22 protein-coding genes and 1 other RNA gene are annotated in these 22,761 nt (G+C 42.7%); 8 read left to right on the forward strand and 15 right to left on the reverse strand.

Translation table 11 applies throughout. From position 1 onward, the window contains the following. Positions 1 to 3: 3 nt before the first annotated feature. The 9 genes from CCS02_RS11125 to pdxR all read right to left on the reverse strand — a co-directional run bounded on the left by CCS02_RS11125 (position 4) and on the right by pdxR (position 10,395). Positions 4 to 273: a K+/H+ antiporter subunit F gene (locus CCS02_RS11125; protein ID WP_012071647.1), complete on the reverse strand. Its 270-nt coding sequence runs from the start codon at positions 271 to 273 to the stop codon at positions 4 to 6. Further along, positions 267 to 752: a Na+/H+ antiporter subunit E gene (locus CCS02_RS11130; RefSeq protein ID WP_072842406.1), complete on the reverse strand. Its 486-nt coding sequence runs from the start codon at positions 750 to 752 to the stop codon at positions 267 to 269. Before CCS02_RS11130 ends, CCS02_RS11125 begins: the two co-directional genes overlap by 7 nt. Continuing rightward, positions 749 to 2,260 carry a monovalent cation/H+ antiporter subunit D gene (locus CCS02_RS11135; RefSeq protein ID WP_100186503.1) on the reverse strand — a complete coding sequence of 504 codons (1,512 nt, stop codon included), beginning with the start codon at positions 2,258 to 2,260 and terminating at the stop codon, positions 749 to 751. The genes CCS02_RS11130 and CCS02_RS11135 overlap by 4 nt, the downstream gene beginning before the upstream one ends. Beyond that, the gene (locus CCS02_RS11140; RefSeq protein WP_012071644.1) at positions 2,261 to 2,626 is read right to left on the reverse strand and encodes a Na+/H+ antiporter subunit C; all 366 of its coding nucleotides are present in this window, start codon (positions 2,624 to 2,626) and stop codon (positions 2,261 to 2,263) included. Next, entirely contained in the window at positions 2,626 to 5,424 is a 2,799-nt protein-coding gene (locus tag CCS02_RS11145; protein ID WP_100186502.1) for a monovalent cation/H+ antiporter subunit A, read from the reverse strand. The genes CCS02_RS11140 and CCS02_RS11145 overlap by 1 nt, the downstream gene beginning before the upstream one ends. A 377-nt stretch (positions 5,425 to 5,801) precedes the next feature. Then, positions 5,802 to 6,890 (reverse strand): methyl-accepting chemotaxis protein, encoded by a 1,089-nt coding sequence (locus CCS02_RS11150; protein WP_100186501.1) that lies wholly within the window; start codon positions 6,888 to 6,890, stop codon positions 5,802 to 5,804. Between the two features lie 221 nt (positions 6,891 to 7,111). Then, positions 7,112 to 7,723, reverse strand: coding sequence for a Yip1 family protein (locus CCS02_RS11155; RefSeq protein WP_100186500.1), 612 nt, complete (start codon positions 7,721 to 7,723; stop codon positions 7,112 to 7,114). A gap of 243 nt (positions 7,724 to 7,966) precedes the next feature. Then, a complete protein-coding gene (locus CCS02_RS11160) occupies positions 7,967 to 8,737 on the reverse strand; it encodes an SDR family NAD(P)-dependent oxidoreductase (protein WP_232728867.1) in 771 nt (256 codons plus the stop codon). Between the two features lie 158 nt (positions 8,738 to 8,895). Then, a complete protein-coding gene (gene pdxR, locus CCS02_RS11165) occupies positions 8,896 to 10,395 on the reverse strand; it encodes a MocR-like pyridoxine biosynthesis transcription factor PdxR (RefSeq protein ID WP_100636599.1) in 1,500 nt (499 codons plus the stop codon). 211 nt (positions 10,396 to 10,606) lie between these two features. On the opposite strand from pdxR, the gene CCS02_RS11170 reads away from it, so the two are divergent. Genes CCS02_RS11170 through tauA form a run of 3 tightly spaced genes read left to right on the forward strand, consistent with a single transcriptional unit; the run spans position 10,607 to position 13,458 of the window. Beyond that, positions 10,607 to 11,452: a taurine ABC transporter ATP-binding protein gene (locus tag CCS02_RS11170; RefSeq protein WP_100636600.1), complete on the forward strand. Its 846-nt coding sequence runs from the start codon at positions 10,607 to 10,609 to the stop codon at positions 11,450 to 11,452. 1 nt (position 11,453) lies between these two features. Continuing rightward, positions 11,454 to 12,410 (forward strand): ABC transporter permease subunit, encoded by a 957-nt coding sequence (locus CCS02_RS11175; RefSeq protein ID WP_100636601.1) that lies wholly within the window; start codon positions 11,454 to 11,456, stop codon positions 12,408 to 12,410. Positions 12,411 to 12,459: 49 nt separating this feature from the next. Next, a complete protein-coding gene (tauA, locus tag CCS02_RS11180) occupies positions 12,460 to 13,458 on the forward strand; it encodes a taurine ABC transporter substrate-binding protein (RefSeq protein WP_100636602.1) in 999 nt (332 codons plus the stop codon). Positions 13,459 to 13,548: 90 nt separating this feature from the next. Here the strand turns inward: tauA and CCS02_RS11185 are convergent, their stop codons facing one another. Then, on the reverse strand, positions 13,549 to 14,283 hold the full coding sequence (locus tag CCS02_RS11185; RefSeq protein ID WP_100636603.1) for a sulfite exporter TauE/SafE family protein: 735 nt from the start codon (positions 14,281 to 14,283) through the stop codon (positions 13,549 to 13,551). Between the two features lie 214 nt (positions 14,284 to 14,497). Here CCS02_RS11185 and CCS02_RS11190 point away from each other — a divergent pair, with 214 nt between their 5' ends. Continuing rightward, positions 14,498 to 15,865 carry an aminotransferase family protein gene (locus tag CCS02_RS11190; RefSeq protein ID WP_100636604.1) on the forward strand — a complete coding sequence of 456 codons (1,368 nt, stop codon included), beginning with the start codon at positions 14,498 to 14,500 and terminating at the stop codon, positions 15,863 to 15,865. A gap of 71 nt (positions 15,866 to 15,936) precedes the next feature. Here CCS02_RS11190 and CCS02_RS11195 read toward each other — a convergent pair whose 3' ends face one another. The 3 genes from CCS02_RS11195 to smpB all read right to left on the reverse strand — a co-directional run bounded on the left by CCS02_RS11195 (position 15,937) and on the right by smpB (position 17,825). After that, complete coding sequence (locus tag CCS02_RS11195) at positions 15,937 to 16,584, reverse strand: hypothetical protein (protein ID WP_100186499.1); 648 nt, start codon at positions 16,582 to 16,584, stop codon at positions 15,937 to 15,939. Between the two features lie 309 nt (positions 16,585 to 16,893). Then, positions 16,894 to 17,255: a transfer-messenger RNA gene (gene ssrA, locus CCS02_RS11200) on the reverse strand. 90 nt (positions 17,256 to 17,345) lie between these two features. Further along, on the reverse strand, positions 17,346 to 17,825 hold the full coding sequence (gene smpB / locus CCS02_RS11205; protein ID WP_012071634.1) for an SsrA-binding protein SmpB: 480 nt from the start codon (positions 17,823 to 17,825) through the stop codon (positions 17,346 to 17,348). A 181-nt stretch (positions 17,826 to 18,006) separates the two neighbouring features. On the opposite strand from smpB, the gene CCS02_RS11210 reads away from it, so the two are divergent. The 3 genes from CCS02_RS11210 to CCS02_RS11220 are packed head-to-tail and all read left to right on the forward strand — an operon-like array spanning position 18,007 to position 20,084. After that, positions 18,007 to 19,365: a sodium-dependent transporter gene (locus CCS02_RS11210; RefSeq protein WP_100186498.1), complete on the forward strand. Its 1,359-nt coding sequence runs from the start codon at positions 18,007 to 18,009 to the stop codon at positions 19,363 to 19,365. 1 nt (position 19,366) lies between these two features. Then, complete coding sequence (locus CCS02_RS11215; RefSeq protein ID WP_012071632.1) at positions 19,367 to 19,798, forward strand: type II toxin-antitoxin system RatA family toxin; 432 nt, start codon at positions 19,367 to 19,369, stop codon at positions 19,796 to 19,798. Between the two features lies 1 nt (position 19,799). Continuing rightward, positions 19,800 to 20,084, forward strand: coding sequence for an RnfH family protein (locus CCS02_RS11220; protein WP_072840199.1), 285 nt, complete (start codon positions 19,800 to 19,802; stop codon positions 20,082 to 20,084). Here the strand turns inward: CCS02_RS11220 and CCS02_RS11225 are convergent. Next, a complete protein-coding gene (locus CCS02_RS11225; RefSeq protein WP_072840198.1) occupies positions 20,081 to 20,398 on the reverse strand; it encodes an outer membrane protein assembly factor BamE in 318 nt (105 codons plus the stop codon). The genes CCS02_RS11220 and CCS02_RS11225 overlap by 4 nt on opposite strands. 69 nt (positions 20,399 to 20,467) lie before the next feature. On the opposite strand from CCS02_RS11225, the gene fur reads away from it, so the two are divergent. After that, positions 20,468 to 20,878: a ferric iron uptake transcriptional regulator gene (gene fur, locus CCS02_RS11230; protein WP_012071629.1), complete on the forward strand. Its 411-nt coding sequence runs from the start codon at positions 20,468 to 20,470 to the stop codon at positions 20,876 to 20,878. A 95-nt stretch (positions 20,879 to 20,973) separates the two neighbouring features. Here the strand turns inward: fur and recN are convergent, their stop codons facing one another. After that, positions 20,974 to 22,644 carry a DNA repair protein RecN gene (gene recN / locus CCS02_RS11235; protein ID WP_100636605.1) on the reverse strand — a complete coding sequence of 557 codons (1,671 nt, stop codon included), beginning with the start codon at positions 22,642 to 22,644 and terminating at the stop codon, positions 20,974 to 20,976. Positions 22,645 to 22,761: the final 117 nt, after the last annotated feature.

The raw sequence follows: 22,761 nt of genomic DNA on the forward strand, positions 1-22,761 counted from the left end.
TCCTTATTCTATGATGTCGCCGCGAAGTAAGTATTTACATAGAGCCGCAGTACTGACAAATCCTAGCATGGCAATTAATAGCGCCGCTTCAAAATACAACGCGCTTTCTACATATATGCCGTAGAGCAAAATAAGTGCAATGGCGTTTATGTACATTGTATCTAGTGCCAGAATTCGGTCTGATATGGTTGGGCCTTTTAGGAGACGCCATAAGTTCAAAATCAGCGCGATGCAAATACACACCGCCACTATGGTGATGGTTATCTTTAGCATCCAAATATCTCCTTGATTGGCTTCTCATAGCGTTGCTTAACCGATTTAATCAGTTCAGCTTCGTCATCTAAGTGAAGTGAATGGACATATAGCCAGGCTTTGTCTTTCGATACTTCTGCGCTCACGGTTCCCGGAGTAAGAGACACTGTGCTGGCTAAAATAGTGATACCTAAGTCTGAGTCGATATTGATCGGAATCGCGACGAAGCCCGGAGTTAACTTTTTGATCGGACCAATAATCAGCAGCGCCACTTCCACATTGGCGGTCAAAATATCTTTTAACACCATGAGTATGTATCGAATCGCCAGCCAAGGCTTAAGAATCTTAGGGTGTTCATCACGCATACTGTTTACTAGTAAGGGAATGGTGATCGCAAAGAAAACCGCCAACACCATATGTCCAGCACTAATAGAATTGTTCAATAACAGCCAAACCACAAACAGTAGCAGGCTGTGAAATGGCATAGGGAATAACTTCATTGGGCTACTCCTGGTAATAACGCGTAAGCAGAAGCTTGGATATCGTGAAGATAACGCGCTGCTTGTTGAGTAAATTCACTGATATCGCCACCAAAAATAACCATAATCGGAGAGGCCAATAACAATAAGCCGATACCCATGATTTCCGTTGTTTTAGCGGGTTCTGCTTCTGCAGCCACGCTGCCATTGTGACGCCAGAAAAGCGTTGTGCCAGCTCGTGAGAAAGCAATTAAGGCCGCTAAACTGCCAATTAGAATCAAAGGCCAAACCCACATAGTTTGTGCAGAAGACTGTGTTGCTTGCAGTATCATGATTTTGCCAACAAACCCAGATAATGGTGGCATGCCGATTAATGCCAAAGCAGAAATTGCAAATCCAAAGCCTAGTAATCTAGGTTGAACAAAAGGACGTGAGCGAACGAAACGGTCTTCGGCTTTGCCTCGTTGGCGAGACATAACATCGGCGAGCAAAAATAATCCAGCTGATGCCAAAGTACTATGCACCATGTAATACAGAGCCGCAGAGGTTGCTGCTTCTGAATTGATTGCTGCACAAGCCAGTAAACTGCCACTGGAAATAATGACTAAATTGGCGCTGAGCGTTTTGATTCCAGGACTTGCGAATACACCTATGGTACCAATGGTGATGGTTAACAAGGCCATTGGCCATAACCAAGGTGTGGCAATGTTGGCTAGTTCGCCAGCATCGTCGCCAAAAATAACCGTATAGACGCGGAAAATACTATAAATCCCCACCTTGGTCATAATGGCAAATAGTGCAGCGACTGGTGCACTAGCGCTGGCGTAGGTTTTGGGTAACCAAAAATGCATTGGCAGCATGGCGGCTTTTAAGCCGAATACGACTAATAATAACAGCGCACCGGTTTTTGCTAATGTCGCCGTTTCACCTTGCAGTTGGCCGACTTTGATTGCCATGTCTGCCATATTTAGCGTGCCAAGCGTGCCATATAAAATGCCAAGGCCGAACAAGAATAGGCTAGAGCCAACAAGGTTAAGAATGACATAGTGCAAAGCAGCTTGAGTTTTCTGTTTGCCGCCAGCATGGATTAATAGTGCATAGGACGCGATTAACAATACTTCGAAAAAGACGAATAAGTTAAATATATCGCCTGTTAAGAAAGCGCCGTTAATGCCCATAATTTGGAACATAAACAGTGGGTGGAAATACGCGCCACCTTTGTCTTGTCCTGCGACAGCATATAGCATCACACAGAAGGCTAAAAAAGCCGTTAATAATACAAGAAGGCTAGAAATCTTGTCCGCAACCAGCGCTATACCAAAAGGCGCTTGCCAGCCGCCTAACGCATAAAGCTGAACACCTTCGGTATTTATTTGATACAGCAAAGCGGCTGATGAAATCAGTAAAAACAAGGTGCCGACAATCGATGTGATACGTTGCGAATTGATATCACGAGATATTGGCGGCAACAACATGATGGCGCCAAATAGCAAAGGAATCAGAATCGGAAAAATGCTCAAGTGCTGCATTTATTGGCTCCCTCCTGATTTCTTCGAGGCGTCGCCCGGTTGCGCAGGCAAGGTGCCATCAACATGATCATTACCCAAATCAGCGCGAGCACGCATCGCTAAAATAACCGCAAAGGCTGTCATCGCAAAACCGATAACAATGGCGGTTAATACCAAAGCCTGAGGAAGCGGGTCGCTGTATTGCTCGGACTCACCCAGAACGGCTGCTGCATTAAGTTTGAGTCTGCCGCTGGCGAACAAGAACAAGTTCACAGCGTAAGACAGTAGAGTTAAGCCGATAACCACGGAAAAAGTGCGGCCTCGTAAGGCAAGAAAGATTCCGCAGGCTGTTAATAAGCCAACGCAAAATGCGTATAAACCTTCCATTAATCATGCTCCTTTTGAATAGGACGCTCACTGGTGGTCAATTGACCTAGATTGGCAAGAATCAACATAGTGGCGCCAACCACAGTAAGAAAAACACCAAGATCAAAAACCATGGCACTGGCCAATTCGAATTTGCCGATCACTGGTAAGTAGAAGTAATCAAACCAAGATGACAAGAAAGTATGACCAAAGACCCAACTACCCAAACCACTTAGAGTTGCGATACCAATGCCTGAACCAATCATGATTTGATAATCCAGCTTGAGACGAGTCTTAATCCAGTCAACACCGTGTGCCACATACTGTTGAATAATGGCAACCGATGTAATTAAGCCAGCTATAAAACCACCGCCAGGCATGTTGTGTCCGCGTAAGAAAATATACGCAGAAACTAACAGTGCTAATGGCAAAAGACTCTGGGAAATCACGGCCAAAAGAATAGGGTAGCGGTCTTCCGACCAAGCCAATCCGTTATCGTCGCTGGATGGCATATAAAGACGCATTTTAGCGATCAGCTTATAAATCCCTAATGCGGCAATACCTAACACGGTGATTTCACCTAGTGTATCGAAGCCACGGAAATCCACCAAAATCACGTTTACAATATTGGTTCCGCCGCCACCTGTTTTACTGTTCTCGGTAAAAAATGTCGAAATCGTATCGAGAGGGCGAGTCATCAAGGCATAAGAAATAGTACCAATAACTCCACCAATTAATGACGCGAGACTTAAGTCGCGAACCACTCGGCGAGGAGAAGATTCTTTCGGCGTATTTTGTGGCAAAAAGAACAGTGCCAAGATCAACAAGATAACCGTCACAACTTCAACCGAAAGCTGAGTAAGTGCCAAATCAGGTGCTGAAAACTGAGCGAATGCCAACGAAACAATCAAACCTACAACAGACAGGGTGAGCAAAGCGATAACCCGTCTTCTGTGCCATACCACGGTAGCCAAAGCGGAAACGCATAGCAGCACAGCGCAAGTGATAGACAATGCATCAAGAGGAATCTCAGGGCGTTGTCCCGCGGTTGTATTTAGCTTCATCAAGGTAGACGCCGTCATCACAATAGCGAAAGCCAAAACAAAGAAAGTATAGCGCTGCAGCGAGCCATTTTCCGTGAAGGCAATAATACGGCTGGCCTTGTTCGTCAGGTATTGGATAACCCCTTCAAACACCAACTTAGGGTCACTGGTTGGGAACTGTGCTTGAAACTTAAACATATGGTGGCGGTTATGGTACATGTACAAGCCACCTAGCAAAGCAATCACACTCATTAGTAATGGGAAATTGAAACCATGCCAAATTGCAAGGCTGTATGTTGGTGCTGGACCATTTAGTGTTGCTTCCGCCGCTGCAAATAATAGATCGCCCACGACTAAACTTGGAAAAATCCCAACAACTAGACAAAGCCCAACCAAAATTTCTACTGGTACACGCATGTAGCGCGGTGGCTCATGAGGTGTTTTAGGTAAGTTAATTGGCTCACCATTAAAAAACACATCGTGAATAAAGCGCATCGAATATGCAACAGCGAATACACCACCTAAGGTCGCCAGTACCGGAATAAACCAAGACAAGGATCCAAGTGATGCCTGATGCAATGTTTCAGTGAAGAACATCTCTTTCGACAAGAAACCATTCATCAATGGCACACCTGCCATAGAAGCCGACGCAACCATAGCCAAAGTCGCCGTGTAAGGCATGTATTTCCAGAGACCATTTAACTGACGCATATCGCGTGAGCCAGATTCATGATCAATAATCCCCGCTGCCATAAACAAGGAGGCTTTGAAAATAGCGTGGTTGATTATATGGAAGATAGCGGCCACAGCAGCAAGGTCTGTCCCCATGCCGAGCAACAAGGTAATCAAACCCAAATGACTGATGGTCGAGTTCGCCAACAGCCCTTTTAAATCATGCTGGAATATCGCGATGTAAGCACCCACAAGGAAGGTCGCTAAACCTGTCAGACTTACTATCATGAACCAAAGATCAGTATCCGCAAGCGCTGGGTAAAAACGCGCCATCAAAAAAATACCGGCTTTTACCATGGTTGCAGAATGTAGATAGGCACTCACTGGTGTTGGTGCTGCCATGGCATTAGGTAGCCAAAAATGGAATGGAAACTGAGCCGATTTTGTAAAAGCGCCAAGTAAAACCAAAACCACAATAATCGGGTAATTTGCACTGGCTTTGATCAATTCGCCACTGTCTAAAACATCTTGTAGGCTAAAACTACCAACCGTGTTACCTAGAATCAACAAACCGGCTAACAAGGCTAAACCGCCAGCGCCTGTGACGGTTAGCGCCATTCTTGCGCCTTTTCTGGCTTCTGTTTTATGCCCCCAGAAGCTGATCAACAAAAAGGAGCTAATACTGGTTAATTCCCAGAAAAACCAGAGCTGAATCAAGTTATCAGATAGCACCACGCCAAGCATGGCAAACATGAATAGGATTAGGTATGAATAAAACTTACCAATGGAATCTTTCGCTGATAAATAATAGCGAGCATACAGAATAACAAGTAAACCAATACCCAGAATCAAAATAGAGAACAGCAACGCCAAACCATCTAAACGAAAGGCAAGTTCTAACCCAATAGCAGGAATCCACGGTAGTGCTGCTTGAAAGCGTTCACCTTGGAAAATATCGCCAGCATGTGTAAGGACTAAAAAGAGAGTTAAAGCAGGTAATGCGGCTGTCATAAACGCACAAGCGGTGCGACTAAAGCGAGCGGTAATAAGCGGGATTAACGTACCTAATAAAGGAAGAAAAGGTAGCCAGATAAGTGAACTCAAAGGCAAAACTCCTTTCTAGTGAGCGGTAATATAATATGAATGTGCTGTGCGAGCATGGTTGTTATCCTAACAATCGTTCTCTAAGTGTGGTTCTTCAACATTGTTTACTCTACAAACTGACAGAGTAGCTACCCTGTAAGCATAGCCTTTTATCAATCTAATCAATAGGCTAAAACTGTTTTTACAGCAAGAAATAGTATCGATTCGTTTTCATAAAGCCGAACAATAAGAACCCTTAACTTAAAAAAAGTTCCTTTAAAACAGGTTTTGTTGATTAAGTAAGTTTAGTCGACAGTTGCTTAGATTAACTGAAGGATAGAGAGCCCATTAATGAAAAATCACTTCTTCTGGGCTCTGTATGATAGGTTCAGACAGTATTATAGATGCTTTACTTCTTCCATTAGACCTTCTATATGTACGACGACCTGTAGGCTGGCAACTTCCATTTTATCTAGTTGAACTAGCATTTCTTTCGTATTTCCAGTTTGTGCTGCTTTTAGTGCTGCACGGCCTGATTCATGCACTGCTCTGTGTGGCGTTTCAATTGCTTTAAAGCTCGGTGACTGTTGGAAGTGTCGACTGCCGTAACCTTCGAAATACCATTTACCCAATCTGCATTCGGTATGCAGGTTGACCTCTTCATCGAATTTCTTTTTATCGATACGGTTATAAACGTCATTTTTCCAGACCGCATGATCTAATTTTACTGTATTTAAAAAAGAGTGTGTGGCAGCAATGCTAATCACTCCCTGCATGTGATTTGAACGTGAAATAACATCATCAACCACTTTATCAATCTGAACCGACGATGAAGAGATGTCCATTGCACTGATTTGGTTTTGGTTCACCATGTTCTTGATCTGTTCGGTTTGAACGATAACCTGTTTGACTAATGTTTCTACTTGCTCGCTTGCGCTATGCGTTTTTCCAGCCAAATTTCTAACTTCATCTGCAACTACAGCAAAGCCACGACCAGCAGATCCTGCTCTGGCGGCTTCGATAGCAGCATTGAGTGCTAATAAGTTGGTCTGAGCAGAAATCTCTTGGATACTTGAAACAAGCTGACTAATGCCATTGGCTGTTTTATCGAGTACGTTGGCCGCCCCCATGCTGTCGCTGGCTTGTTCATTGATTAGACTCGCGCGTTCGCTTAAGCGATTTAATGCGACTCTCGTTTCATCGAATACATTGTCTAATTCAGACAAGGCAACACGTTCTTCAATTAAATTCTGAGCGCTATCCGCCAATCCAAAGCGAATAGAATTAAGCATTTCTCCTCCGCGCAGCTGATAGCGAATTAACTCTACATTATCTCCTGAATGACTTTTAAATTGTTGCAACTCTGCTTTCACCGAGTCCAGCTCAGCTTTGAGCGTTTCTAAGCTTAGCTGGTGGGACGCTCGTTCTACTTCGAGTTGTTGTGTGAGAGTTTTCGTTTGTTGTTTTAATTCAGAATTGAAAAACATAAAAGAGGTCCGATCCAGACTTAGGTATAAAGCTATAAAGTTGAATCGACAGTGTATCGAATTAGTAATCTGTGATTAGTGAGAATTATCAATAAAAGGCTGGAAGTTTGTTGGAAAATTGTAACATTGCGTTATTTTATATGTGGTTAGATTCAAAAAAGTGTGCCACCTAGACCGATGAGGAGGCACACTTTTAGCTTAAACTAATGAATAGGATATTGTTACTGGAAGAAGCTCCAAACAATACTATGTTCAGAACCAAGGCTCCAAAGTAATACCACTGCTGCCAATAAAGCCTCCAATACTAAAACCCCAATACCAAGAGTGGTGCTGGAGAGAATAAAGCCTTGTTTATGACTAATGCCCAAGAAACTAGGAGTGCCTCGGTACAATAGATAACCTGTATACGCAACACCAGCAACACAAGCGAGTAGACATAACCAAATAATCGGATAAATGGCAAAAATACCGCTTAAAAACATGGGTGTAGCAATATAACCTGCAAAGACAATACACTCTTGACGAGGAGGGCGATTCGGGAAGTTTCGCGCCATCCAGTGAATTAGACTACCGACCATCGCCACAGCGACAAGAATTAGAGCGTAAAACAACACGCCTAAACCAAGGCCATCCATTAAAGACACCTTGATGGCTTCATCTCCTCCGAACGTCCAACCAAATTGCGTCGTGCCAATAAAAGTACTGACAACGGGAATAGCTGCCATCCAAAGAACATGATGTAAGTACAGATGACTTACCGACTCATGTTCCTTATTTATTTCGCGCCATTCCTTATCTGGATGATGAATAAGACCCCAAACATGATTGATCATGGATTCCCCCTTGTCTCACAGAGTGAGCATAATGGATTTGGAAAAAGTCCTGATACAGCCACGCCCAAACAAAAGTGGCTTATAACAGTATAGATGGATACGTAGAAATAGACCGAAAAGATGATAACGTTTTTTTATAAGTACTCAGTTGCTCAGACTATTTAGTAGTAAAGGCTAGAGAAATAAAGGGTAGAAAGGGAGACTAGTAATAATAAAATTAAAACCAGTCTCAACATAAGGTTTTTATTGTTTTATAACATTAAAGTTATTCCACGCTTGTGAGGTGGGCATGACTTCTAAACTATTTATGTTGATATGAGGTGGTTGAGAGGCGATCCAGAACATAATATTAGCAATGTCCTCTGGTTGAATTGCCTGGGCGCCTTTATAGAGGCTATCGTACTTTTTCTGGTCGCCGCCAAAGCGAACTAGGCTGAACTCACTTTCTGAAAGACCTGGTTCTAGGCTGGTAACGCGAACACCCTTTCCAGCCACATCGGCACGAATATTACGCGAAAATTGCGCAACAAAGGCTTTAGAAGCGCCATAAACATGACTGCCAGGATAAGGCCAGTTTGCAGCAATAGAAGCAAGGTTAATAATAGTCGCCCCTTCTTTATTAACAATAAGAGGTAAAATGGCATGAGTGACATTGACCAGTCCGATGACATTGGTATCTATCATGGTATGCCAGTCGGACAATTTGGCTGTGTAACTTGGGTCTGTACCAAGCGCTAATCCAGCGTTATTTACTAGCGTTTGAATGTTCATAAAAGCATTAGGTAAGTTTTCAACAAAGGCAGTGACTTCTTCGCTATTACGAACATCCAGTGTAGCAATATAGACTAGCGTGAGTTTGCTTAACTCATCTGCCAAGCTGATCAAACGCTCTTGGCGTCTTCCCGTTAAAATAAGATTCCAGCCTTCTTGAGCAAATTTTTTCGCTGCGGCTAAACCAAAGCCAGAAGTGGCACCGGTGATTAATACACTTTTATTGATAGTTGATTGGCTCATGGGTAAGTCACTCGCACTTAAATGGATTGTGACTTAACGATAACGAGATAGATATCCTTTCAATAGAGCCAAATTAATCAACTTTGAGTACCAATGTTTTTTAGAAATGGTTTTTGGAGGTAATGAAGACCTTTACTCGTGACTTCGTAAAAAGGTCTCTAATTCATAGCATGGACTTTTTTAGGGTACTCTTTTAAAAGTTGATCAATAAGACCTCCGAGTATCTCAAGTCCTTTTTCTATTTTAGTTTCTGGAATGGCTGAAAAGCCCAGTCGCATGTAGTTTTGTGGTGAAGGTGACTGAGCAAAAAGGCTGTCCCCAGACTCTACAAGAATGCTGTAATTTGAGGCAAAACGAACTAAGTCTGAACTTTTAAGTGGTTCAGGTAGTTTTATCCAAAAACAAAAACTACCGCGAGTTTCTTTTATTTGGCAGTGCTTTAAATGCTTTTTAACTCCTTGAGACATTAAGTTCCACTTTGTCTCATACAGTGTTTTCATGCGTCTAAGGTGACTATCGTAATAACCTTGGCTGATAAATAGAGCGGTCACCGCTTGATTATTGGCGGGTGGATGACGGTATTGTAAACGGCGCAACTCTCGAAGCTCCTTGATGAGTTCTGCATCAGCAACGAGATAGCCTAATCTGAGCCCTGGTGATAAAGATTTAGACAAGCTGCCGGTGTAAATTACGCGGCCTTCTTCATCCATGCTTTTTAAGGATGGGAGCGGGCGTTCATGAAAATTCACTTCGCTTTCGTAATCGTCTTCCACAATAATGAAATCGTCTTTTGAAGCCTGAGCTAACAGTTCTATACGTCGTTCTAATGGCATGGTGACGGTTGTAGGGTACTGGTGGCTTGGAGTAACACAAACATAGTCGCAGTGACTCAGTTGAGAGCCAGTGATAACGCCCTTATCGTCCAATTTTAGAAAGGTTAATTTGGAGCGAGAAGCGTTAAAAATATGTCGCTGATCAGGGTAGCCTGGGTCTTCTAACCCAACCAAGGTGTCCTCGTTCGTTAATAACCCAGCGAGTAGAGAAAATGAATTCTGGGTTCCCATTGTCAGTAGTATTTCGTCAGCACGAGCCGTGATGCCTCGTTTTGGTAAGATGTTTTGACGTATTTGACTGATGAGTTCTTTAGAGTCGGCATCAATATAATCTTCAATCCACTCATGAACATTGCCTCGGCTCTGTGCCACACGAGTACATTCACGCCACTGGTAAAGTGGAAAATGTATTGGTTCGATTTGACCGTAGATAAAAGGATAAGAGTAGGTTATCCAGTTTTTGTCCTTGGTTAATGTATTAAAAGACGAGGGTATTTTCTTGAGTCTGCTGCTCCATCCTAGGTCGTTTTTTTGGGTTTTATTGAGAGCATGCACCGTTTCAGGCAGTTCGTAATCATTGAGTTCTGGATTTACAAAGTAACCACTGCGTTCTTTTGATATCAAATAGCATTCATCCACCAGTCCTTCATATACAAGCATGACCGTATTTCGTGACACACCTAGTAGTTGTGCCATCTTACGACTAGAAGGCAAGGGTGCGTCTCCAAAGTAATCCTTTTGAATTAAATCAACGAGTTTTTCTCTGATTTGTTGCTGAAAGCTTCTTCCTGATTGAAATTCAACATTAATTAGACAGTCAGTCATTATCTTTCCTTCTATCTCATTTTAAGCAAGCTTTACCAAACGTCTTAAATAAAGAAGCAAAAAACCCGCCATAATATCGTTGTTTTATAGCTGGACCATCAATTTAAACGATTGGCTCTATGGCTTTGTTGAACAGGTCAGTAACGTAAATAACATGATTTAATTTACGTATTTTAAAATTACTGAATTTGGAAGAGGTTAGAAGTAGCAAATGAATACATTAGACATTCGAGATGTATCGGTTATATATCCCGCTTCTCAAGGGGGAGAAGCGGTCACTGCATTGTCTGATATTAACCTGACGATTGAGCAGGGAGACTTGGTGGTTGCACTTGGTGCTTCTGGGTGCGGTAAGACCACATTACTGAGTTTGATTGCTGGATTTATTGCGCCAACGAAAGGTTATTTAACCTTGGGTGATAGCTCGATAAAAGGCTATCCCAGAGTGGCCTGTGGCTTGGATCTTGGTGATGAGGTATTGGGCCCTGGTGCTGATCGTGGTGTTGTCTTTCAAAAGCATGCGTTATTGCCTTGGTTGGATGTTATTAGCAACACCGAGTTTGGTCTCAAACTGCAAGGTGTAGGCAAGCAAGAACGCCGTGAAAAAGCCGCTGAATACCTCAAACTGGTTGGTTTAGAAGACTTTCATCATCACCAAGTTTATCAGCTCTCTGGTGGTATGCAGCAACGTGTTGGTATTGCCCGAGCGCTTGCCAATAATCCAGAAATGTTATTGCTTGATGAGCCACTAGGCGCATTGGATGCGTTAACTCGAGAGTCCCTACAGGAGCTGCTGTTAGATGTTTGGCAGCAAACCAACAAGATGATGTTTTTCATCACTCATAGTGTGGATGAGGCACTCTTGCTGGCTACTCGACTTATCGTCATGTCTCCAAGGCCGGGGCGTATTACTCATCAGTTTGATCTTGATTTCAACAGAGAGTTTTTAGCGTGCCGCGATGCTCGAAAGGTGAAGTCTAGCGAGGCATTCATCAAAACACGCGAGCAGGTTTTATCAATCATTCACGGTGATGAAACGGGTGAAAAAGATGCCTAATATGAATACTAAACCTATCTCCACTACATCAGAGTCCACTGTATCTAGCAGAACGGACACTCATTCTTTTAGGGATGTGACGCCTTTGCCAAGCAAAGAGTTTACGCCGCTTATTCAGAAACTCATTCTGTATACGAAATTAAAAATTAGCAAACCGAGCATTAAAAGTGGCGAGTTCTATGGTTCACCAGGAGCAGGCGATAGTCGAATTATCTCGGTAGTGTCGACGGTGTTTTTTATTGCTATTTGGGCGGTGGTAACGGAGTTGGGATTTATTGAACCGCTGTTTTTACCGTCTCCAGTTGATGTGTTTCAAAAGTTTGTCGACATTGCTACCAATGGCTTTGCTGGAGCGACCTTGATTCAGCATTTAGCGGCCAGTTTAACGCGTATCTTTGGTTCGTTTTTTTTCGCCTGCCTCATCGGTATTCCACTGGGCATTTTGATTGGTTGTAGTTACATCTTAAGAGGCATTTTTGATCCTTTAATTGAATTCTATCGTCCATTACCACCGTTAGCCTATTTACCCTTGATAATCATCTGGTTGGGTATTGATGAAGGCAGCAAGATGACGTTGATCTTTTTGGCTATGTTGGCGCCGATCATATTGAGTGCTCGCTCAGGTGTGACATCGGTTCGTATGGAACAAATTCAGGTTGCTTACTCAATGGGGGCAAGCCGTTGGCAAGTGATTACCCAAGTTATTGCGAAAGGTGCGTTACCCGATATTTTAACCGGCATGCGCATCGCTATCGGGTTTGGTTGGACCACTCTGGTAGCCGCCGAAATGGTGGCAGCTCAGCGAGGTATTGGCTTCATGGTATTAAACGCTTCTGAGTTTTTACGTACCGATGTGGTCATCGCTGGCATCATTGTTATTGGTGTGATTGCCTACTGTTTCGATTTGTTTATGCGATTTTTAGAAAGAAAACTTGTTCCATGGAAAGGGCATAACTAACAAATAGGATCGATTGCAACTTTATAAAAATATCACTGAAGGAGTGACTATGAAATTTATTAAAAAAGTAGGTTTGTTAGTTGGCGCAATGGCAATATCGTTTAGTGCTATGGCAGAGGAAATTACCATCGGCTATCAAGGGATGTTCAATCCTTATAAGCAGATAATTGACGAAAAAATGTTGGAAAAGCAGCTTGGTGTAACGATTAATTGGCGTCGTTTTGATTCAGGTGCAAAAGCCATGACGGCGCTTGCCTCTGGCAGCGTGGATATCACGTCGGCTGGCTCTAGTCCGATTGCTGCTGCGGTCAGTAATGGTGTGAAAGCTGAACTTTTCTGGATTCTAGAAAATATCGGCGATGCCGAGGCGATGGTGGTTCGAGATGGATCGGGCATCATGAAACCTTCCGATCTAAAAGGCAAAACCATTGCTGTGCCTTTTGTGTCTACTACGCATTTCCACACCATGTTCGCTTTAGAGCAGTTTGGTATTAAAAAAGATGAAGTGAAGCTACTTAATATGCAGCCTAGCGCTATTTATGCCGCTTGGCAGAGAGGCGATATTGACGCAGCATTTATTTGGGATCCAGTATTAGGGCAAATTAAGCAAAGCGGCCATGTGTTGGTTACTTCTAAAACCTTAAGTTCTTGGGGGAAACCAACGTTTGATGGACTTGTTGCTAATAAGAAATTTGCGATAACACATAAAGCGTTTTTAGTGGATTTTGTTAAAATGATTGCTTCTGTTGATAAAGAGTACAACGACAACAAAGCAAGTTTTACTTCTGAAAGTCCCATTGCTAAATCGATTAGTAAGGTGACTGGTGGTGATGTGAGTACGGTGCCAGAGGTTATGGCATTATACGAATACCCATCATTAAAAGAGCAAGCGTCTTGTGCTTGGTTAGGTTGTGGCGATAAAAGTGGCGCGGTTGCTTCGCTTAAAGCGACCTCTGAGTTTTTGCTTGAACAGAAGAAGATAAGTGGATTAAAAGACAATTACGCGGAGTTTGTTAATTCTGAGTATGTTGACGCTGCCATGAAATAAGGGCTGACTCATTTCGTTTAAAAACCAATGCCGATAAAACGGCATTGGTTTTTTATTGCCACTAAAAAGTGTTGGAGACAGTAGCTGATGCTAATAAAGCGCATCAAATGCGTTGACCAAGCCGATCACAGCCACTATTACCATTAATGGCAGAGACAGTGTTTTAAAGGATTTAGGTGGTTGTTTATTGAAAAGGTATTGACCTACTTTAACACCTGCTAGCGTAGGAAGTAGAAGCCAAGCGAGATAGAGAAAAACAGTATGGTTAGACGATTGACTTAAACCAAGGCCGATCAGCGCCATTAGATCGCTAACGATAAAGAAGAGAATCATGGTGGCGCGTTGTGTTTTCACATCCAGTGGACTGGATAAAATATAAAACAACACCATAGGGCCACCAATAGAAGCGCTCGATATACCTGCTCCTGATGCGACGCCAGTGACGAACTTCCTTCTAGTCGAATCGTTTTTTATTGGCTTTGGCTTGCGTAATAAAAGAATGACCAGAACCAATACAAGGGCACAAATGACAAGCTTTAGCCAATTGGCAGGTACGATATAAAGCAATAATAACCCCATTGGAATACCGACCACCGAACCGGTGACTAGCATTTTAAAGGTGTCTATATGGGCTTGTTTTAATGCTTGTTTTAGTACGCCAATGCTGCAAATAAAATCTAATCCTAAAACTATTGGCACGCTTTCAGCGGGTGCCAAAAAAAGATTCAGCCCAATCACAGCAATCACAGCGAAACCAAAACCAGAGTACCCTCTGACGATACCCGCAAAAAAAACGATAGGGACTAAATAGGCTAAATTTTCCATGTAAGGCAGGTCTCAATAAAAGTAAATAAGGAGAGAGTATCTCAGTTACTTTTGTCTTCTTACTAGAACCAATTAGCAGTCTTCATAGCGCCAGATTTTGATCTTTTCTGTCTGGTTCCATTGATTGCATTTGTTGGTTCTAAAGCCTCGTAGAGACATGGGCTAAGCTGGGTTTAACTGTTAAAAACATTGAATCGAATTAGCGGAGAAACCTATGTCTGTTGTTGATAATAAAACCATTGAACAAGATAGGAAGCATGTATGGCATCACCTTAGCCAACATAGTGTATTAAAATCACAAGATCCTATGATTATGGTGAAAGGCGAGGGTTCTCGTGTTTGGGATATCAAAGGAAACTCTTATCTAGACGCATCTGCTGGTGGTGTTTGGTGTGTCAATGTTGGCTATGGACGTACGTCGATTGCTGATGCGATTCGTGATCAGCTTTGTGAGTTGAATTACTTCGCAGGTACAGCGGGAACAATTCCAGGAGCTAAGTTTGCCGAAAAATTGGTGAGTAAAATGCCAAGCATGAGCCGAGTTTATTATGCTAGTTCAGGATCAGAAGCGAATGAAAAAGCCTTTAAAATAGTTCGTCAAATCTCCCATAAGAAATACGGTGGCAAAAAATACAAAATCTTATATCGCGAGCGCGATTATCACGGTTCGACTATTGCTGCATTGAGCGCTACCGGACAAGAAGAGCGTCGTGAGCAATATGGTCCGTTTGTACCGGGTTTTGTCGAGTTTCCACATTGCTGTGAATATCGTAGTCAGTTTGGCGAAGTGGACAATTACGGTGAGCTGGCTGCATTAGAGCTTGAAAAAGCGATTTTACGAGAAGGTGCAGATACGGTTGGCGCCGTCATCCTAGAACCCATTACCGCTGGTGGTGGCGTGATTACGCCACCAGAAGGCTACTGGCCCAAAGTTATGGAAATCTGTAAGCAGTATAATGTGCTGCTTCATATTGATGAAGTCGTGTGTGGCTTGGGTCGTACAGGAGAGTGGTTCGGTTATCAGCACTATGGCATCAAACCAGATATTGTGACTTTGGCAAAAGGCGTAGCATCGAGTTATGCCGCTATTTCTTGTACCGTTACGACAGAAGAAGTCTTTAATGAATTCCTAGGTGAGGGCACTGATAAAGATGTGTATTTCAGAGACATCAGTACCTACGCTGGTTGTACTGGTGGGCCTGCTGCAGCCATTGAAAACATGCGTATTATTGAAGACGAAGGTTTAGTAGAAAACAGTGCCGTCATGGGGAAATACCTTCTTGACGGCTTGAGCAACTTAAAAGAGAAATTTGATATTATCGGCGATGTTCGCGGTAAAGGTCTGCTACTAGGGATTGAACTGGTGACAGATCGACAAGAAAAAACGCCTGTGCTTGAGCAAGTTGCGATGAAAATTGCCAGTATGTGTATGCAGAAAGGTTTGATTATAGGACGAACCAATCGTTCTTTTGAAAAGCTCAACAATACTCTTTGCTTGTGTCCCGTCATGACATTAACGCAAACAGAAGCAGATTTTATCCTCTCTACGTTAGATGCAGTGTTCAGTGAATTGACTCTCTAATACGGTGTCTGTCACCAATCTCAAAACAAGAAAAGGAAGGATTTAAATCATCCTTCCTTTTCTTGTTTAAACTATTGGCAGTTATAGTCTTGTTTCATCTCAACACTGTAAGGTTTGTCGACTGGATCATTAAAATTGGCTCTGGCGATGGTTTCTTTGGCTAAGAACTCAAACATTTTCCATTTTGAACAAGTAGGGTGAACCACAGTATTGCTAGAATCTAAAATTAACTTGTTTTTCTTATCCGTCAACTTGTACTGAAAGGTATAAACCTTCGTTGGTGTTTCTACCTTATCGTAACCGCTAACAATGGGCTCCATAAATTGACGATAACGCGTGACACAGGTACGAGCGTCTGTGCTTGGGTTTCTATGGCAAACGGTATAAGGAATATTTCGCTCGTTATTAAACACAGGAACCTTCTTCGTTTCTGTGGTTTCTTCAGACGTAAAGTTAACCGATAGGTGATAGTCAGGATTGTTTTGAGAATCCGAGACATTAGTAAAGCCGCGCTCTTTCAATGCATTGATAATATCGGGGATGTATCGCTTATTCGTCAGATCATCGCCTTCTTTGCTTGGAACCACAGCAATCGTAGCGGATTTATCAATATCTACATTCGAGTCAACATTACTGACATTTTGTCCTGCCAACTTTACATTGGATGAACAGCCCGAGAGAAGAGCCGAAAACAGCACAAAAAAAATGAAAAGTCTCATAGTCGCGTTCTCCATTGCGTATCAAAAACAATTTTCCGACCAACATCAAAACACAGATAACACACAAAACCGAGATAAGCGTCCCACCTTCCACGTGTTTTTCAAAAACCTTACTCTAACGTAGCACTTAAATGATAGAGTTTAAGGAGGTTTGTAAGGTATATGACTTGCTAGACTTAATATTTAACAAAGAGGTAATAAATTTCAGGCAATAAAAAACCACCCGAAGGTGGTTTTAAATTCGATGCTTCATACGTGCATCCAGTTCCTTTTAAAAAGTGCAAACCCTTCTAAAAACAACCGTTTAAGTGGTGGAGGCGGGGGGGGTCGAACCCCCGTCCGTCAGTCCTCTGCCATCGGCTCTACATGCATAGTCACTTCTATTATTTGACCACGAACCGCCCGAAGGACAGGGTGTTAATGGCGAGCCTACTTAATCTTAGAACCTTATCCCTAGGCGGGGCATCAGTTAGCATCTTGTAATTTATGATACTGCAGAATCTCTGGCTACAAGCAACCTGAGGGCAGCACACTAGCAGCGGTTTAGGCTGCTAAAGCGTAGTTTTCGTCGTTTGCGACTATAAAATTGATGCGGGGGATTAACGAGATCACGCATCACTCTCGACATGCACCTTTGGGTTTGTAACCGACGTCGAAACCATGTCGCCCCCAAAAAGTAACGTTAGTCTAGCGCAAACAATCTGCTTACGCTAGAGATAACGCTGAAATGCTTAATTCAACCTAATTTTGAATGGCGTCTATTAAGCATTGTGTTTCATTAGTCGTTCTTTGTCTCTTGACCAATCACGATCACGCTCGGTATCACGTTTATCGTGTTCTTTTTTGCCTGTTACCAAGGCGACTTCGCATTTGATTTTGTTGCCTTTCCAGTACAGCGCCATGGCCGCACAAGTTTTGCCTTTTTGCTCGGTGACTTGGATGATGCGCTCAAGCTCTTTGCGGTTTAATAGCAATTTGCGTTGGCGCATCGGTTCACAAACGACATGCGTTGAGGCACTAAGCAGTGGCGTAATACGCGCACCGACGAGCCACGCTTCGTTTTGGTGGATGATGACGAATGCGTCTACTAATTGGGCTTTGCCTTCGCGCAGGCTTTTTACTTCCCAACCAGACAAAACCAAACCGGCTTCGAATTTCTGGTCGACAAAGTAGTCGTATTTTGCACGTTTATTAAGCGCGATGGTGCCCGTGCTGGTGGATTTTTTCTTTACTTTACTCATAGTTACAAATTATACGGTCGATAGTGGCAAAAACCTATGCTTTTCTTGAGGTATGCGCCTGAATGTTGGAAAATTCGCACTTGTTAATTAATTTGTCAGGTTAGGTAGCGAGGATGTGTTGGCCACGTTTACGTTTTATTCCTATCCTTAAACACATCTTGTGTATTTAGAGCCTAAATTTATGCCGGAAAGTCGATGTTTACAAGGTATCTGGTCAAGTCCGTGGATATTTATTTTTGCGGCCAGTGGATCTGCAGTGGGATTAGGGAATATTTGGAAGTTTCCTTATGTGCTCGGGCAAAACGGTGGCGGTGCATTTTTGTTGGTGTATTGCTTCTGTTTGTTACTCGTTGGTTTGCCTGTGTTAATGGCAGAAGTTGCTTTGGGTCGTACGGTTCGTTCTAATCCAATTGATACGGTAAACGATTTAAGTGAGCGTCGTATTGTTCATCCAGCTTGGGTGTTTGTGCCTTGGTTGGCTGGTATAACAGGTTTTTTAATTCTGACTTTTTATAGTGTGATTGCGGGTTGGTCTCTTGCCTATTTAGATCGTGCAGTGTCTGGCGACTTTAAAGACATCACGCAAGTTGGCGCGGCCAGCATGTTTGATAATTTGTTAGCCACACCGACAGAAATGTTGTTATGGCATTCTGTATTTATGGGATTGGTGGTGTTAACCGTCGGACAGTCGGTGACGCGTGGTTTGTCTGCTGTAGTACGGATTTTGTTACCGGTTTTGGTAGTGACGTTACTGTTGTTAGCATTTTATTCCATGACTATTGGTAATATGAATGAAGCGCTGAACTTTATGTTTCGTTGGTCTTGGCAGGATATTACCTTTGAGGTTGTCTTATCTGCAGTTGGACTTGCTTTGTTCAGTTTGAGTGTCGGAATGGGTGCAATGTTTGCTTATGGCGCTTATATGAGTAAGCGTATGTCTATTGCCCGAGCTTGTAGCATAGTCGTCGGTGTGGATCTGCTAGTGGCTATTTTGGCAGGTTTGGTTATTTTTCCATTGGTGTTCTCGTTTAATATTGATGTCGAAGCTGGGCCAAGTTTGACCTTTGTGTCTTTGCCTATCATTTTTGGTAGTTTACCAGGCGGTCAGTTTTTTGCAGGAGTGTTCTTTTTATTACTTGTGGTTGCTGCTCTTACGTCAGCCATATCCATGTTAGAATTGTTCGTTGCTTGGCTGCATGAAAAATTTTATATCGCCCGTTTGAAGGCTGCGCTACTGATGGGGATTGCCGTTTGGTTTGTTGGTATTGCGGTACTGTTGTCTTTTAATCATTGGGACAGCAAAATTGTCTTTGGGCTAAATTTCTTTGAATTGTTGGATGAATTTACGTCTTTGATTCTTTTACCAGTGGGAGCTATTTTGTTGTCTGTTTTGGTGGCTTGGTTTATTCCACATTCTATGTTGCAAAATGAGATGATCACAAAACAAGCAAATCATTTTCAATGGTGGTATAAGACATTGAAATACATAAGTATTCCAGCAATGATTGTGATTACTCTTGCTGGCTGGATAGGAGTGTAGTTTGAGTCATATAGAACGCTTCGCACATGTTAATTACAGTTGCGAGCAAATGTTTGCCTTGGTAAACGACATCGATGGTTATCCTGAGTTTTTACCTGGGTGTTTGAGTTCTACATTAATTTCAAAAACGCCAACGGAAATCGTTGCGTCTTTGGATGTAGGTAAGGGACCAGTTAGGCAATCTTTTACCACGAGGAACTTTCTGGAAGATTTTAGTCGAATAGAGATGACCTTGGTAAAAGGGCCGTTTAAGAGTTTGCATGGCGTATGGACTTTCACGGAGTTGTCTCCGACGAGTTGTAAAATCATGCTGAGTATTGAGTTTGAATTAAGCGGTATGCTGAAATTTGCCTTTGGCGGCGTGTTTAGCCAAATTGCCAATACGATGGTGGATTCTTTTAGCAAGCGTGCAAAAGTGGTATACGGTGAATAGTATGAGAGTTGAAGTAGCTTATGCTTTGCCTGAGAAGCAAAAAATTATTGCTCTAGAGGTTGAAGATGGTTGTACCGTGCGTGATGCTGTGCGCCGTTCGAATATCCAAGTTTTCTTTCCTGATGTGGATGTGGAGACCGTAAAAGTGGGTATCTTCGGTAAAGCCGTGCGAAATGCAGAAGAGCAAGAGTTAAAAGAAGGCGAGCGAGTTGAGTTATATCGTGAGCTGAAGGTTGACCCAAAACAAGCTAGGGCCAACCGTGCAGCAAAAACAACTAAAGATTAGTTGTTTTTGATTTGTGTTAAAACGCCGTCGCTAAAAATTAGCACTAGGTCGTTTGCATCACTTTTCTTGGTGTCTGGTGTTGCGTATAGAACTGTATATAGGTAATGCCATTCGTCTGGCTTGAAAGTGTCTCTTAGCATGGGGTTACCCAGTAGATAAGTGACCTGAGATTCAGACATGCCAATTTGTAACTGTGATAGTTGTTCCTTCGTTACAAGGTTTCCTTGTGTTACTGGAACCTTGTAAGGTGGTGGAAATAAACTGCATGCGCTAAGTGAAAGTGCTGCGCATAATATTAAAACTGATTTTTTCATTTGTATTATCCTTACTCCGGTGTGCTAATGATAAAGTAATTATCAACAAGATCGAATAGAGAATGACTCATGACTAGCGAAAATCAAGAGCTAAAGAAAGCGGGACTCAAGGTAACTCTACCACGAGTGAAAATTTTACAAATTCTTGAAGGTGCGGGCGACCGCCATATGAGTGCTGATGATGTCTATCGCACTCTACTTGATCAAGGTGAAGATGTTGGTTTGGCGACAGTTTACCGTGTGCTAACTCAGTTTGAAACTGCGGGTTTGGTGCAGCGTCACCATTTTGAAGCAGGAACAGCTGTTTTTGAGTTGGCGAAGGGGGACCATCACGATCATATGATTTGTCTAGAAACTGGCAAAGTCATTGAATTCGTTGATCCAATTATTGAAAAACGTCAGCGTGAAATCGCAGAAGAGCATGGTTTTGATATTGAAGATCACAGCTTGATTATCTACGTGCGTCCAAAGAAGAAATAAAAGTTCGTTTACCTAAGGGTAATGCATGAGAAGGGCCTAAATAGCAGAGTTTAGGCCCTTTTTTGTTTTAGCTTCAATTTTATCTTAATGAAATGCTACTGCAGTTGAACATTGCCAAGCATTTCGCGAGCGTGAGCTAAGGTTTGTTCGGTAAGTTCTAATCCACCTAATAAACGTGCGATCTCTTGTGTGCGGTCTTGATCCTTGAGTAGCTCGACCTGAGAGGAAGTTGCTTCATCTTCAACCAGTTTACTGACACGTAGATGCTGATTGCCTTGCGCTGCCACTTGCGCCAAGTGAGTCACACAAAAGACTTGTCCGCGTTTGCCTACAGAGCGCAGCATGCGGCCAACGACTTCAGCAATACCACCGCTGATGCCCACATCTACTTCATCAAATACCAATGTTGGGATAATGGAGGTGTGTGCGGTAACCACTTGAATGCCCAAACTAATACGTGACAACTCACCACCTGAGGCAACTTTGCGTAATGGTTGAGCAGGTTGGCCTGGGTTGGATGCGATCATATATTCGATGTCTTCAAAACCATTTGCCGAGACTTGGTTTAGTGGTTGGCATTGAATAAAAAAACGCGCATATGGCATACCCAATCCATGTATTTGCTCTTCAACTTTTTGCGCTAGTTCGTCTTTTGCGATAATGCGTTTTTCGGTCAATGTGGTGGCAAGGGCAGTGAGCTTTTCGTAGGCTAGCTCTTCTTTTTCTTTTAATGACTCTAGGCTTTCTTCGCTGCCTTGTAAGCTATCCAGTTCTGCTTCCACACTTTCTCGTAAGGATAAAAGTCCTTCTGGTAAGGTTCTGTGTTTGCGAGCGGTATCGTAAATATCAGATAAGCGACGTTCTATATCGATAAGGCGTTCGGGGTTTTGCTCCAAAGTATCTTGGTAGTGATGCAAACTATCTGCCGCTTCTTGTGCCTGAATTAGGGCTACGTTCATCATTTCTAACGCATTTTCTAATTCTTTTGTGGCTGGACGAATTTGGCTGGCGTTATTAATTGCTTGATGCAACAAAGAGCAAATATTGCCCTCGTCGCTGTCTATCAAAATACCGCTGGCTTGATAGGCTTTAAATTGTGAATCGGCAATGTTCGACAAAAACGCTTGCTCGTTCTCTAATTCTTCGATTTCGCCTTCTTTTAGATCAAGCTGCTGCAGCTCTTGTGCTTGATAAGACAATAGTTGGATTTTGGCATCTTGTTCTGATGAGCGATTCTGCTGAGCAGACAATTCTTCTTTTAGTTGTCGCCATGTTGCGTATTGCTGACTGACTTTTTTACTTAGCTCAGTGAGTCGGCCATATTCATCAACTTGTTGTCTTTGGGCATTCTTTTTGAGTAATGACTGATGCTCGTGTTGGCCATGAATATCAACTAATTGGCTACCAACGTCCTTTAGATCGCTTAGCGTGCAAGGGCGACCATTTATGTAAGCCTTAGAACGACCTTCTTTGCTGATAACACGGCGTAATATACAATGTTGATCGTGTTCTAGATCTCTTTCTTCTAGCCATTTATGTACGTGTGGATAGTTTTGTATATCAAAGCTTGCGCTGATATCTGCTCTTTTTTGCCCATGTCTTACGACAGCAGCATCGGTACGATCACCTAAACAAAGTGACAAGGCATCCACCATGATGGATTTACCTGCCCCTGTTTCACCTGAAATCACGGTCATACCTTTCTTGAACTCCAATTCTAGGGATTCAACAATGGCGAAGTTGGAAATAGCGATGCTGGTCAGCATAGAGGGCTCCAAAGAGAGAATATATTTATATGGTTATTTATACAGTACTTGGTTGTTTTTTGACAAGTCTTGATCGCAAATTTAATTCCCATGAAATTAATACGGCTTTAGTGTTGA

The sequence above is a fragment of the Marinomonas sp. ef1 genome (assembly GCF_002806845.1).
Lineage (GTDB): Bacteria > Pseudomonadota > Gammaproteobacteria > Pseudomonadales > Marinomonadaceae > Marinomonas > Marinomonas polaris.

Bases quoted from the DNA above. Each gene is read 5' to 3' on its own strand.
- CCS02_RS11220 (WP_072840199.1), top strand. From the start codon at position 19,800: ATGAGAGTTGAAGTAGCTTATGCTTTGCCTGAGAAGCAAAAAATTATT.
- smpB (WP_012071634.1), bottom strand. From the start codon at position 17,825: ATGAGTAAAGTAAAGAAAAAATCCACCAGCACGGGCACCATCGCGCTT.
- CCS02_RS11150 (WP_100186501.1), bottom strand. From the start codon at position 6,890: ATGTTTTTCAATTCTGAATTAAAACAACAAACGAAAACTCTCACACAA.
- CCS02_RS11125 (WP_012071647.1), bottom strand. From the start codon at position 273: ATGCTAAAGATAACCATCACCATAGTGGCGGTGTGTATTTGCATCGCG.
- CCS02_RS11195 (WP_100186499.1), bottom strand. From the start codon at position 16,584: ATGAGACTTTTCATTTTTTTTGTGCTGTTTTCGGCTCTTCTCTCGGGC.
- CCS02_RS11170 (WP_100636600.1), top strand. From the start codon at position 10,607: ATGAATACATTAGACATTCGAGATGTATCGGTTATATATCCCGCTTCT.
- pdxR (WP_100636599.1), bottom strand. From the start codon at position 10,395: ATGACTGACTGTCTAATTAATGTTGAATTTCAATCAGGAAGAAGCTTT.
- CCS02_RS11140 (WP_012071644.1), bottom strand. From the start codon at position 2,626: ATGGAAGGTTTATACGCATTTTGCGTTGGCTTATTAACAGCCTGCGGA.
- CCS02_RS11190 (WP_100636604.1), top strand. From the start codon at position 14,498: ATGTCTGTTGTTGATAATAAAACCATTGAACAAGATAGGAAGCATGTA.
- CCS02_RS11175 (WP_100636601.1), top strand. From the start codon at position 11,454: ATGAATACTAAACCTATCTCCACTACATCAGAGTCCACTGTATCTAGC.
- CCS02_RS11210 (WP_100186498.1), top strand. From the start codon at position 18,007: ATGCCGGAAAGTCGATGTTTACAAGGTATCTGGTCAAGTCCGTGGATA.
- CCS02_RS11185 (WP_100636603.1), bottom strand. From the start codon at position 14,283: ATGGAAAATTTAGCCTATTTAGTCCCTATCGTTTTTTTTGCGGGTATC.
- CCS02_RS11130 (WP_072842406.1), bottom strand. From the start codon at position 752: ATGAAGTTATTCCCTATGCCATTTCACAGCCTGCTACTGTTTGTGGTT.
- recN (WP_100636605.1), bottom strand. From the start codon at position 22,644: ATGCTGACCAGCATCGCTATTTCCAACTTCGCCATTGTTGAATCCCTA.
- CCS02_RS11225 (WP_072840198.1), bottom strand. From the start codon at position 20,398: ATGAAAAAATCAGTTTTAATATTATGCGCAGCACTTTCACTTAGCGCA.
- CCS02_RS11160 (WP_232728867.1), bottom strand. From the start codon at position 8,737: ATGAGCCAATCAACTATCAATAAAAGTGTATTAATCACCGGTGCCACT.
- CCS02_RS11135 (WP_100186503.1), bottom strand. From the start codon at position 2,260: ATGCAGCACTTGAGCATTTTTCCGATTCTGATTCCTTTGCTATTTGGC.
- tauA (WP_100636602.1), top strand. From the start codon at position 12,460: ATGAAATTTATTAAAAAAGTAGGTTTGTTAGTTGGCGCAATGGCAATA.
- fur (WP_012071629.1), top strand. From the start codon at position 20,468: ATGACTAGCGAAAATCAAGAGCTAAAGAAAGCGGGACTCAAGGTAACT.
- CCS02_RS11155 (WP_100186500.1), bottom strand. From the start codon at position 7,723: ATGATCAATCATGTTTGGGGTCTTATTCATCATCCAGATAAGGAATGG.